This window comes from Thermosporothrix hazakensis (assembly GCF_003253565.1).
In the GTDB taxonomy this organism is placed as follows: Bacteria; Chloroflexota; Ktedonobacteria; order Ktedonobacterales; family Ktedonobacteraceae; genus Thermosporothrix; species Thermosporothrix hazakensis.
Map to the genome: position 1 here is coordinate 115,616 of NZ_QKUF01000013.1, position 12,389 is coordinate 128,004.

The 12,389-nt window shown below is 51.5% G+C and carries 6 protein-coding genes; all 6 read right to left on the reverse strand.

The window, feature by feature from the left end; all coding sequences use genetic code 11:
• Positions 1-147 precede the first annotated feature (147 nt).
• The 6 genes from EI42_RS18240 to EI42_RS18265 all read right to left on the reverse strand — a co-directional run bounded on the left by EI42_RS18240 (position 148) and on the right by EI42_RS18265 (position 12,374).
• Positions 148-2,622, reverse strand: coding sequence for a type I polyketide synthase (locus tag EI42_RS18240; protein ID WP_111324062.1), 2,475 nt, complete (start codon positions 2,620-2,622; stop codon positions 148-150).
• Between the two features lie 35 nt (positions 2,623-2,657).
• Positions 2,658-6,026, reverse strand: a complete 3,369-nt coding sequence (locus EI42_RS18245; RefSeq protein ID WP_111324063.1) for a non-ribosomal peptide synthetase — start codon at positions 6,024-6,026, stop codon at positions 2,658-2,660.
• A gap of 21 nt (positions 6,027-6,047) precedes the next feature.
• Entirely contained in the window at positions 6,048-6,260 is a 213-nt protein-coding gene (locus tag EI42_RS18250; RefSeq protein WP_111324064.1) for an MbtH family protein, read from the reverse strand.
• Complete coding sequence (locus EI42_RS18255) at positions 6,253-8,067, reverse strand: fatty acyl-AMP ligase (protein ID WP_111324065.1); 1,815 nt, start codon at positions 8,065-8,067, stop codon at positions 6,253-6,255. Before EI42_RS18255 ends, EI42_RS18250 begins: the two co-directional genes overlap by 8 nt.
• 140 nt (positions 8,068-8,207) lie before the next feature.
• A complete protein-coding gene (locus EI42_RS18260; protein WP_111324066.1) occupies positions 8,208-8,969 on the reverse strand; it encodes a thioesterase II family protein in 762 nt (253 codons plus the stop codon).
• 3 nt (positions 8,970-8,972) lie between these two features.
• Positions 8,973-12,374, reverse strand: coding sequence for a non-ribosomal peptide synthetase (locus tag EI42_RS18265; RefSeq protein WP_111324067.1), 3,402 nt, complete (start codon positions 12,372-12,374; stop codon positions 8,973-8,975).
• Positions 12,375-12,389: the final 15 nt, after the last annotated feature.

Below are 12,389 nucleotides of genomic sequence, written 5' to 3' on the forward strand. Positions count from 1 at the left end.
ACAGCTCCTTTGTGAAGATGCTACCTGTGCCCGTAACAGAGAGAAAAGCCCCGATCAGAAAAGCCTGGCCGGGGCTCTTTTTCTCTGGCGTGTACTGTCTTGTGAGCAGGCATGCTGGCTATCCTTTCTCTTTCTACTGCTTGCCTGCTAGTATTCTTCCAGCCAGAACCGTTCACGATGCCAGGGATATTTAGGGAGCTGGATATCTCTCCTCCCTTTAAAAAATCTTTTCCAGTCGGCTGAGCATCCAGAGAGATAAAGATATCTCAAAAGATGGAGCGTGTTGAGCCGTTGGTCTTCTTTTGTCAATGGCCAGTACAACAAATGCCCGGTTTTCATATGCGCTTTCAAACTATTTTGAAGTATGGATGAGAGCTGAGAATGCGTCCCCGAACCTACTTCTATAAAGACAGAATAGTTGAGTGCGACGAGTTCATTTATAGTGCCAAGCAACTCCTCTGGACTATGAGTGTGCTCGCTATGCGGCTGCTCAACTGCGATTGTATTCCACGTATCAAAAGCGGTTGTGTCAGATGGATGCACCATATCCTGAACAGGTGTTTCCGTTGTAACATGATAAGGTGCTACCAGGGACTGAAACGCATCTTTTTGAGATACCCCATTGGTAGCATTTTTGACTAGACCAGAGGAAGAAGAGGAGCGAAGGAGCTCAGGCATGTGAGACGTGCGTCTTTTCCCTGCAAAGGCAAGAAAGAGCCCATCTTCTAGCTGTAACTCCCCTGTAGCATAGCTTGCAGCCAGCTCTCCAACTCCATACCCAATAGTCATTTCAAGCGGGATGCCCCAGGAGTGCCAGAGAGCGATAAAGGCCGCTTGGGAAACAAAAGTGACAACGCGTTTCATGCTGGCACTCCATACAGGATACTTCTTTCTGTTGGTTGAAAGCAGGTCCAGCAGGGACCAGTTTGTGTATTTGCGCAGGTGGGCATGGCACCGGGTGCATATATCCCAACAGATAGGGTCCTGCTCTAACGAATTGAATACCTGGAAATCTGCATCGCTTTCCCCGAACACGAAAACCGGAGGTAAGCGCGCGGTCTTGATGTAGACTCCCTCTTTATCCTCATTGAGGGTTTGAAGCTGCGCAATGGCATCATCTTTAGAGCTGGCTATCAGGGCAATGCGGTACGGCATATGTTTGCGACCCAGGCCGGCTGAAGTGCAGATATCATCAAGTGAGATGCTCTGGTTTTGCCTGACCGATTGAAGGAAAGCACTATAGTGATCTATCAGCATATGCAGGGTGTGCTTGTTGTGGGCAGAGAGTAAGAGGAGCGAATGGCGAGGAGTTTCCGCTGTTGGAGCAGTGTTACCCGCGGGTGGTGTGCGTAAAACCACATGAACATTGGTGCCTGTGATGCCAAATGAGTTGACCGCTGCATAGAGGCATTCTTCTTCGGACGGAAGTTTTTCAAAATGGCGCTGTATTTTGAGTGGCAAGCCATGCCAGGGAATGCGCTCAGAAGGTGTTTGATGATGGAGGCTGGCAGGAATAGCCCGATGTTTCAGGCAAAGAGCAACTTTAATCAGGCCTGCTAACCCTGAAGTGGCTTCAGTATGCCCGATGTTTGTCTTAACTGATCCGATACGACAGTGATTATCTGGTGCTCTTCCTTCTCGGAGCACGGTGCCGAGCGCATGAAGTTCCGCATAATCGCCTGCTTTGGTGCCGGTGCCATGTGCTTCAACATAGCAGACTTGTCCCGGAGAGATGCCTGCTACCCGATAGGCCGTGCGAAGAAGGCTAATCTGTCCCTCCAGACTGGGAGCAACGAGTGACCCGCTTTCTTGCCCGTCATTGTTGATCGAACTTCCCTGAATAACCGCGTAAATCGTATTTTGTTCCTCGATTGCCCGGGATAACCGCTTGAGCAGAACGACTGCAACGCCTTCACTTCGTACATATCCGTTTGCCTGCGTATCACCAAATTTGCAGCGATGGTCTGGTGAAAGCATTTTTGAGCGTGCATATCCCAGCGTAATATATGGTTGGAGGATGAGGTTCGCGCCTCCAACGAGAGCCAATGAGCATTCACCTGCCCGTAAGCTCTGACAGGCAAGATGAAGTGCAACCAGAGAGGAAGAACAGGCTGTATCCACTGTCATACTGGGGCCGCGTGCATCCAGGACATATGAAAGGCGTCCCGAAGCGGCGTAGTGACTTCCTCCTGTGGTCATATAGAGATTTACTGGCTGATGGGTATTGTACATATAGGTCTCATAGTCATTTGTCCAGAGGCCAACAAATACCCCGGTCTGGGCTTTCAGTTCCTCATCAAGCACCTGATTGGCATCTTCGAGCGCTTCCCATGCGACTTCCATCAGGAGACGTTGCTGTGGGTCAATATACCTTGCCTCCTTTGGTGCAATATCAAAGAAAGAAGCCGCAAATCTATCAATATCGGTTAAATAGCCGCCCTGGCGTGTTAGAAGTTTTCTTTGCGCCTCTGTGGCATGGGCCGGGAGCATCTGGGCAAGCCGATCCTGCGGGATATCCTCAATGATATCTTGTTCCTCTTTGAGTAATGTCCAGAGATCTTCCGGTGAATTAGCGTTACCGGGGAAACGGCAGCCGATTCCAACAATGGCAATAGGTTCCAAGAGCCTTCTCCTTTTTCTCTTTGCGTCGCTATGCCCTATACGTCGTCGCTGAATGCTTCATCGGGCATATTGAGCACCTGCAAAACAATCTCAGCAGTCTTCTCGATCCGCTTGCGCCGGGTGGAGTCCTGTAACATTGTTTGCGCCAGTCCGGCGATCGTTGGAGCCTCAAAGAGCCAGCGCAGGGGAAAATCGAGCTCGAATATTTCTCCTATGCGTGCCATTGCCTGAGCTGCCAGCAACGAATGTCCCCCGAGCTCAAAGAAGCTCTTGTTCCGGGCAATCTGCTCTTTTTCGAGAACCTCGCACCAGATAAGCTGTATCACCTCTTCCAGTGGGGTACGCGGCTGTTCAATCTGCTCCTGCGGCAGAGGTGTCTCCCGGCTAAGCGCAAGGAGAGCGTGACGATCTATTTTCCCATTTTTATTGAGGGGAATCGTTGGAAGTATGCTAAAGAATGAAGGAACCATATAGTCTGGCAGACGCCCTTGCAGAAAATGGGAGAACTCGGTAGGCTCTGGCGCTACCAGATGTTTTTCACAGGTGATAAAAGCCACAAGCTGTTGCTGACCAGAGGGATCTTCTTGAGCGAGAACAACGCATTGGCGTACGACAGGATGTTGATGGAGCACTGCTTCAATTTCTCCCGGTTCTATGCGATATCCTCGAATCTTCACCTGTGTATCGACTCTTCCATAATATTCGAGTGTCCCATCAGGGAGCCAGCGGGCAAGATCGCCTGTTTTGTAGAGCCGTTCTCCTCCCCTGATACTGAAAGGGTCGGGAAGGAATGCTTCGGCTGTTTGTCCTGGACTGTTCAAATATCCCCTGCCAACACCATCACCTCCTATATAGAGCTCACCAATAATCCCGTCTGGAACGAGTTCGCCCGCCTGATTGAGGATATAGAGCCGTGTATTGGCAACTGGCGCGCCTATTGGTGTGACTGTTCTCTGCTCATGAAGCGGCGCAGTAATCGGGTAGTGGGTCACATCATCGGCGCACTCGGTTGGGCCATAGGCGTTGAGCATAGGGAGAGAAGGGTAACGGGCAAACCAGTGCCGAACCAGATCAGGAGCCAGCGCTTCTCCGGTCAGAATCAACCAGCGTAGCGCTGAGAGATCGAGAGAAGGATCTATGAAACGCAGTGCTGTGTGTAGCAGTGCTGGAACAATTTCGAGAATGGTTATTCGCTGTTGGGCTATCTGTCGGAAGAGTTCGACCGGATTATGTGTTACTTCATCAGAGAAGATTTCAACGCTGGCACCCACAAGGAGAGGTGCTAGCATTTGCCAGACAGAGATATCGAAGCATTGGGATGCTGTTTGGGCTACACGGTCGGTTGGCTTGAGCTCAAGGTCACGAATCTTGGCAAAGAGATGATTGATCATGGCTCTCTGCTCGATCATCACGCCCTTTGGCCGGCCAGTTGAACCTGACGTATAGATGACATAGGCAAGTTGCTTCGGTTCGCTCTGAGGTTGAGAGCTGCTCGGTGGTGGAGCCTGTTGAAGAAGGGCGTCAATATTGTGTATTGGTACGGCGTACTGCTGGAGAGATGGGAGCTGCTCAGAGGTGGTAAGCACCAATTGGGAGGCGCTCTGTTGAAGGATGTACGCCAGGCGCTCCCCAGGATAGGACGGTTCAAGGGGAAGGTATGCTCCTCCTGCTTTAAAGATGGCAAGTATGGCGGTGAGCAGTTTCCAGCCACGTTCAGCAATCAGCGTCACCAGCCTGTCTGGTCCTACCCCGGCCTGACGCAAGAAGCGGGCGAGGTGCTCCGCTCGCTGGTTCAGCTCCTGGTAGGTCAGATGCACGTCTCCGTCTCGAATGGCAAGCGCCTCCGGGGTTCGACGTACCTGCTCTTCAAACAGGGCATGGTAACAGCGATCAGCAGGATAAGCCGTTTCGGTTCTGTTTCGTGTCGTAAGGATATGTTTCTCTTCAGCAGAAAGCAAGGAAAGCCGGGATAGTGATAGATCTGGATATTCCGTTATCTGCTGTAGGAGGTGCTGGTAATGGCCTACTATTTGCCTGATCGTGCGCTCATCGAAAAGATCTGTGCTGTATTCCATGTATCCCATAAGGCCTTGCGGGGTTTCCTGTATATCCAGTTCCAGGTCAAACTTGGCTGTCTGGTTATCCAGCCCTTGAGGTATAAAGGTCAGGCCTGGCGGATCTTTTCGAGCTACAGGTCCATTTTGGAGCAAGAACATCACCTGAAAGAGCGGGTTATGGCTCAAATTGCGTTCAGGGCAGAGTTCAGCCACGATTTTCTCGAACGGGACATCCTGGTGTGAGAAGGCTTCCAGCACCATCGTCCGAGTATCCCGTACGACTTCTCGAAAGCTACACTGGCTGTCCAGGATGGTACGCAGGGGCAGCGTATTGGTAAACAGACCTGCCAGTTTCTCAAGTTCTGGCCTGGTTCTCCCGGCTACCGATGTGCCAATAATAATATCGTCCTGGCGGGTATACTGAGAGAGTAAAATGCTAAATGCGGCAAAGAGCGTCATGAAGAGGGTGACATGCTCCTCCCGATTGAAACGCTGCAAGCGCCTGTACAGTTCGAGTGGATAGGTGAAATAGGTACGTTTGCCTCGATTACTCCGTATTGCCGATCGTGGTCTGTCCGTTGGAAGATCCAATGTAGGGAGAGGACCATCTAATAGCTGCTTCCAGTAGGAAAGTTGTTGCTCAATTTTGCTGTCGGTCAGTGTTTGCTGTTGCCAGAAAGCATAATCCGCATACTGGATGTCCGGGATGGGAAGGGGTGAGTGCTGGCCACTTTGCAGAGCGGGATAGATCGTCAGTAGTTCATCAAGGAAAAGTTGCAACGTCCATGCATCGCAGATGGTGTGATGCATGATCAGGAGAAAATAATGCTCGGTCTCGGATAGTTTGAAGAGTGCTACTCGCCATAGCGGGCTTTTCGTAAGGTCAAAAGGTGTGCGAATTTCTGTCGTAATAAGCTGTTCAAGCTGTGCGGTCTGAAGCGTTTCAGGGAGGTCACACAGATCGACTTCCCGCAAGCAGAGATCCGCCCGGGCATGAATAACCTGCTGTACCTGCCTGTCTTTTGCAACAAGTGAAGTGCGTAGGATCTCGTGGCGGTGCTGAATTTCGCCCAACGTCTTTTTGAGGGCTGCAATATCGAGCTGCCCCTTGATACGCATTGCTGTAAATTCGTTGTAGGTTGCACTGTCTGCTTCGAGCTGGAGAAGAAACCAGAGCCGCTGCTGAGCAAAGGAAGCAGGAATAGCTTCCCCCTTCGGTCTGATGGGGATGCCAGCATACCGCGCCTCCTGGGGGTGAGAAGTACCGTGGAGACGCCTGGTCAGTAATGCGGCTTGCTTCTCGTTCAGGTTTGCTCGTTTTTTTGCTAATTCGTCTTTGATTGACACGCTGCCCTCTCTGTTTGTCTGTTATTGTGCTTGTTGTGACATTTTTTGGCGCAAGCTCAGAGGCCTCATATCGGTCCAGACTTCTTTGACATAGTTCAGGCATTCATCTTTCGTTCCCTGTTTGCCTGTATCCCTCCATCCGCGAGGGATCTCTAATGTGGTGGGCCAGATGGAATACTGCTCTTCATGATTGACGACAACTCTATAGGTCTCTGTGCCGAACGTTTCATCCATAGATATTCTCCTTCTTCTTTTCTTGCTGCTTCAGGCCACTCCAGAGAGAGAGGCTACCATCCAGAAACTTGGCCCGGCAGGCGCTCCGCTGTATTTTGCCACTCGATGTCTTCTGAATTCCCCCTACTTTGAGTAAGCCAATATGGGCGACCTGTACGTCATGTTCCAGGGCGACTGCTTCTCGAATCCGCTTCTGAATCGTGCTCGGTTGCATCAACTTTTCCTGCTCAGGTTCACCCTCTTTGGCTTGATAGCGGTGATCGACTTCGGCCACAATAACCAGTTGCTCCTGATTGTCCTCCTCAATAGAAAAGGCTGCACAGGTGCCCAGGCGTATAGCGGGATGTGCATTTTCAACAGTGACTTCGATATCTTGAGGGTAAAAATTGCGTCCGCGGATGATGATGACATCTTTCAGGCGTCCGACGAGAAAGAGTTCGCCGTCCTGGAGAAAGCCAAGATCGCCAGTGCGGAGGAAGGGACCTTCGTTGTTCTCTGTCAGGTAGGCATGGAAGGTTGTTTCGGTCTCTGTCGGACGTTGCCAGTAGCCATGCGCATTGCTCGGGCCCGCAACCCAGATTTCCCCGACGATCCCGTCAGGACAGGTTGTTCTCGTTTCAGGGTGAACAATCCGAACTTTTTGCCCATCAAGCACACGACCGCAGCTCACTGCTCTATGGATATTGCTGCTTGTTGGCTCAACTTCCACGATTTGCCGCTGTTCAAACTTTGACTTATTCACTGTTTTGGTAGAGCTGATTGCTTGTGCGGAGATACTGGAAACGACCAGAGTCGCTTCAGCCAACCCGTAAGCGGGAGCAAAAGCAGAACGACGGAAGCCATAGGGCGCAAAGACCCGCAAGAAGTTCTCCAATGTATCGTGATGGATCGGTTCCGCGCCGTTCATTGCCACGCGCCAATTGGATAAGTCCAGCCCTGCGCGTGATTCCGGTGTACTTCTTCTGGCACAGAGTTCATAGCCAAAGTTGGGGGCAAAGCTGTGCGTTGCGTGATAGCGAGATATCGTCTGAAGCCAGCGCATGGGGCGTTGTAGAAAGGAGGCAGGAGCCATCAGGTAAACTCTGGAGCCGAGATAGAAGGGGAGCAGTATTCCGGCAATCAGGCCCATATCATGAAAGATAGGGAGCCAGGAGACGTAGCAGCCGGGTTCATCCGGGATATGCCAGAGATTGGCCTGACCCTTCAGATTATGCAGCAGGTTTCCATGACTGACCATAACGCCTTTTGGAGTCGAGGTAGAGCCAGATGTATATTGGAGAAACGCCAGTGTCCTGGCTTCTATGTCGAGCCCTTTCCAGCTCCCAGCGGCCTGTATGGAGATATCGTCTGTTGTCAACCATTGGAGATGTTCCAGTGCAGGAACACCCGCGAACCAGCGTTTCACATTTGCTTTAATCTGGGTTGTCGTGAGGATGATAGTTGCCTCACTGTCCTGTACGATAGCTTGAATTCGAGGAACAAAGCGTTCCGAATGCGGAGGGTAGGCAGGTATTGCCAGGACCCTGGCATAGAGGCAGGCAAAGAAGGCAGTAATATAGGGAAGCCCTGACGGATATAGCAGGATTGCTGATTTTCCAGAGAGGCCCAATGCCTGAAGGTGTGCTGCAATTGCTCTCGCCTGCGCATCTATATGTCGATACGTAATGTCGTCATTCTTTTCGTCTGCTTTAAAGTTCATAAAGGTACAGGCGATGTCATCGGGTTGTACTGTCGCTCGCCAGCGCATCAGTGCTACCAGATTTGTAATGTCTGTATTCGGGAACGCCTGTCTTTCTGGTGTGTACATTTTTTCTTTTCCCTTCGTTGCAGCAATTTAGCAGGTGAGCACGGTGCTATTGCCTCTTTCCCAGTATAGAAAGGAAACGCACCGGCTGTCATGTATCAAAGTGTGTATTTTCCTTGCTCCTTGAAGCCCATTCCGTTTTTCTATATATGTAGTCGATTCAATATCGGGATAAGCGCTTGAGTTATGCTCTGCAACAGTGCAGCCCTGTTGTCCTGAAGGAAGAAATGGGTGCCGGGGAGCATATGGAGTTCAAAGGTATTGCTTGTATACATACGCCACAGCAGAAGCTCCTGACGGCTGACTTTAGGATCATGTTCGCCGCCAAACGCAATCACAGGACAGGTGAGCGCAGGTCCATTCTTATGCTGATAGGTTTCAAACAGGGTAAAATCTGCGCGAATGGATGGCAATAGCAGAGACATGAGCTCACTGTTTTGCAGGACGCTCTCCGGTGTTCCCTGATAGGTGCGGAGCTGCTCGATTAGCTCCGCATCTGAGAGACGATGGAGAAAAGAATGCCTGGGAGGAAGATGCGGAGCCCGGTGAGCGGAAACAAAGAGACATTCCGGTGCCCCGGGTAGCTGTTTGGCCAGAAGAAAGCAGATCAATGCGCCCAGACTATGGCCAAAAAAGGCGTATGGGTCTTGCAGATAGGGGGATAATGCTGCTTCCAGGGAGGTGATCAGGGTCTGCATATTGGTAATAGGAGGCTCTCGCAGGCGATTCTCCCGGCCCGGGAGCTGAATGGCGCACACCTCGATCTCGGGAGGTAGCATACGTTCCCACCCATAGAATGTAGATGCGCTGCCACCAGCATAAGAAAAACAGAACAGCCGTAAATAGGCATGCGGGTTCGGCTTGAGGCAGTGAAGCCACTTTGTATTCTGGGTGCTGGTTCTCATAGATTATGGAATCCTCTCTTTATGCTCTTGCAGGAAGCCTGTCACTTCTTCATCGGAGAGGCATGAGACCTTCAGGAAGAGCTCTGCGATCGCTTTCATCCGTCCGTACTCCTGACATTCCTGCTCAATTACCCGGCTGAGTTGTGCTACCGTTGGATGCTCTATCAACCAGAGTAGTGGAAGCTCTACCTCAAAGGTTTCATAGATGCCGGTCATGAGAAGTGGGAGTTGTGAAGGCTGCCCGCCCAGATCGAAGAAGTTGTCATGGATGCCGACCTGCTCGGTTCCCAGGACCTGCCGCCAGAGAGTAAGCAGGACCTGTTCCAGTGCCGTGAGGGGCAGGTCAACCTGTGAAGGGGTCGGGAGCGCTCGATAGTCGATTTTTCCATTCTCGTTCAATGGGAGAGCTTCCAGAAAGATAAAGAAAGCGGGGAGCATATACGATGGTAAGCGCTGGCGCAGGAATTGGCGAAGCTGCTCGGGCTCGGGTTGCCATCCCTGAGCAGGGATAATGTAGGCGACGAGGCATTTATTCCCGGGTTCATCTTCTCTGAGCGTCAGCACACTCTGTCGGACCGAGGGGTGTTGGGAAAGAATGGCCTCAATTTCACCTGGCTCGATACGATACCCGCGTAATTTTATCTGAGCATCAAGGCGCCCCAGGTATTCAAGGGTTCCATTGGCCTGCCATCGGACTCTATCCCCGGTTTTATACAGGCGGGCACCTTCCCGGTGACTGAATGGATCGGGCAAAAAGACTTCGGCTGTCCGTGCCGGATTATTCAAGTAGCCACGTCCGACACCAATGCCGCCGACATACAATTCTCCGCTGACACCAACGGGAACTGGCTCTAGCTGTGGGGTAAGGACGTAGAGCTGTGTATTGGCAATCGGGCGTCCAATGGGTGTATACATGGTTGAGGTTGCTACAGGTTCAGTCAGTCCGATTGTTGCGACATCATCGGAACATTCAGTAGGTCCATATGCATTGAGGAGGGGAATGTGAGGGTAGTGTTCAAACCAGGAACGGGTCAATGCGGGGGGCAGCGCTTCACCTGTCAGCAGCAACCAGCGTAATGATGGCAGAGATGGGAACTGTTTCGGTCCTTGCCGTTGCCACACGTCCAGCGCTATTTCAAGCAGGGAAGGAACAAGTTCCAGCAGCGTGATCTGATTCTGTTGAACCCGCTCAAACAGGGTATGTGGATCGCGTAAAAGCGAGTCCTCAAAAATGTGAACCTGAGCCCCGACCAGCAGCGGCGCGAGGAATTGCCAGATAGAGATGTCAAAACAGTGCGAGGCCGTTTGGGCTACTCTATCTGTCTCTGTTATGTGGAGATCCGTAATCTTCGAGTAGAGATGATTGATCATTCCCTGCTGCGTTAGCATGGCTCCTTTAGGCTGGCCTGTTGAGCCAGAGGTATAGATCACATAGGCCAATTGCTCACCCGTGGTTTGAGCCGAGGGAGCTCTGCCTGATGGGGCGGTGGAAAGAAGCGCTTCTATATCCAGTATGGTCATTGCCTGTTTTTCACGCTGTACCGCTTCAAGCTGCGGGAACAACTCGGGCGTGGTGAGGACATACTGACTGTTTTCAAGAAGGAGAGCAAGCCTGCTGGCTGGAGCATGTGGGTCGAGTGGAAGATAAGCTCCTCCCGCCTTGAAGATTGCCAGGAGCGCGGCGAGAAACTTCCAGCTTCGGGCTGCCAGAAGAGCTACAATGACCTCTGTTCCGACACCGCAGGCCCGCAAATGATGGGCAAGGATAGTGGCCCGGCTATTCAGTTCCGCATAAGTGACGCGTATCTCTCCATCCATAACAGCCAGGGCGGAAGGTGTTTTTGCAACCTGAGCTTCAAATAACTGGATGAAGCCAGTGTGATACGGATATGGCCGGGTGGTACTGTTCCAGGTTGAAAGCAATCGCTCCCTTTCGGGCTCGGAGAGCAGGGGGAGCGAGGCAATATGCTGAGAGCTGCTTGTTGCCATGAGAGAGAGCACGCGGGAGAAGTGATTGCACAAAGTGGCGATAAAATCGGCGTCAAAAAGATCCGTTGTATATTCCAGATAGCCGGATATCCCCTGTGGGCCTTCCCGAAGGTTTAGCATAAGGTCGAATTTGGCTGTTGTATGTTCCAGCTCCTCAAGGGGCGTAATCTGAACATGCTCGATTCCATTATGTACAGGGGGAACATTTTGGAGCACAAGCATGGTCTGAAAAATGGGGGTGTGGCTTGTACTGCGCCCGGGTTGCAGGTATTCAACCAGGCGTTCAAAGGCGATATCCTGATGAGCATAGGCTTCGAGCGCAACGTTCCGAGTTCTCCTTATCAATTCCTGGCAGCTCGGGTTGCCATGCAGATCAAGTCTGAGCGCGAGGGTATTTGCAAACAACCCGATGATAGGCTCAAACTCAGGACGAGTTCGTCCAGCGATAAGGGTACCTATAATGATCTCTTCCTGATGCGTATATCGGTACAGCGTGAGCGCAAAGGCCGCCAGCAGGATCATAAAGAGAGTTGCCCCTTCCTGGCGGCTGAATGCCTGTAGTTGCCGGTACAAAGCGTATGGAAGAGTGATAGGATAGCGGCTCCCGCTGGTTGATTGTATGGCGGGTCGGAGTCGTGTGGTGGGTAACTCAAGCACAGGAAGAGGGCCACCAAGCTGTTTTTTCCAGTAGGCGAGCTGCTGTTGAAACCGCTTATCCTGTTCAAAGGCTTGCTGTTGCCAGTGAGCAAAGTCGGTATATTGAATGGTCAGTGGTGATAGCTGGCATACCTTCCCCTGCCGAAACGTCTCATACAGGTGAAGGAACTCGCGGTTAAACAGAGCAATAGACCATGCATCACAGATGCTATGATGCAGTACCGTTAGCAAGATATAGTCTTCCAGGTCCAGACGAATCAGTGTTGTGCGCCAGAGGACACCATCTGTCAGAGAGAAAAGCCGCTGAGACTCATTACTGATGTATGCATACGCGGCGGACTCTCGTTCTTCACGGGTTGATTGCTCACAGGAGAGTAGATGAAAGGGAAAAGGTGCTTGCTCTTCGGAGAAGACAACCAGTTGAATATGCTCGATATCAAGTTGAAAATGGCTGCGTAGCATCTCATGTCGATGCTGCATAGTGCGCAGGGCGTGGGCGACTATGGCTTCATCGAGGGGGCCCTGAAAACGAAGGGCTATATGCTCATTGTATGCTGGCGATTTCGGGTCCAATTGTTGCAGGAACCAGATACGTTTCTGGGCAGAAGAGGCGCTGACGATGGGAGAGGGAGGCCGTTTCGGTATGGCTTCTCTCTGAGGGCCAGGGCTCTCTTCTCTTTTCAAGCGCTTTTGCAGTGAGGCTTGTTGAGAGAGCGATAACTGTTGTTTGCGTTTTGCAAGTTCATCGCGTAGTGACATAAGTAGCTCTGCTTC

Excerpts from the sequence above, each read along its gene's own strand:
- EI42_RS18250 (WP_111324064.1), bottom strand. The coding sequence starts at position 6,260 with ATGGATGAAACGTTCGGCACAGAGACCTATAGAGTTGTCGTCAATCAT.
- EI42_RS18255 (WP_111324065.1), bottom strand. The coding sequence starts at position 8,067 with ATGTACACACCAGAAAGACAGGCGTTCCCGAATACAGACATTACAAAT.
- EI42_RS18260 (WP_111324066.1), bottom strand. The coding sequence starts at position 8,969 with ATGAGAACCAGCACCCAGAATACAAAGTGGCTTCACTGCCTCAAGCCG.
- EI42_RS18265 (WP_111324067.1), bottom strand. The coding sequence starts at position 12,374 with ATGTCACTACGCGATGAACTTGCAAAACGCAAACAACAGTTATCGCTC.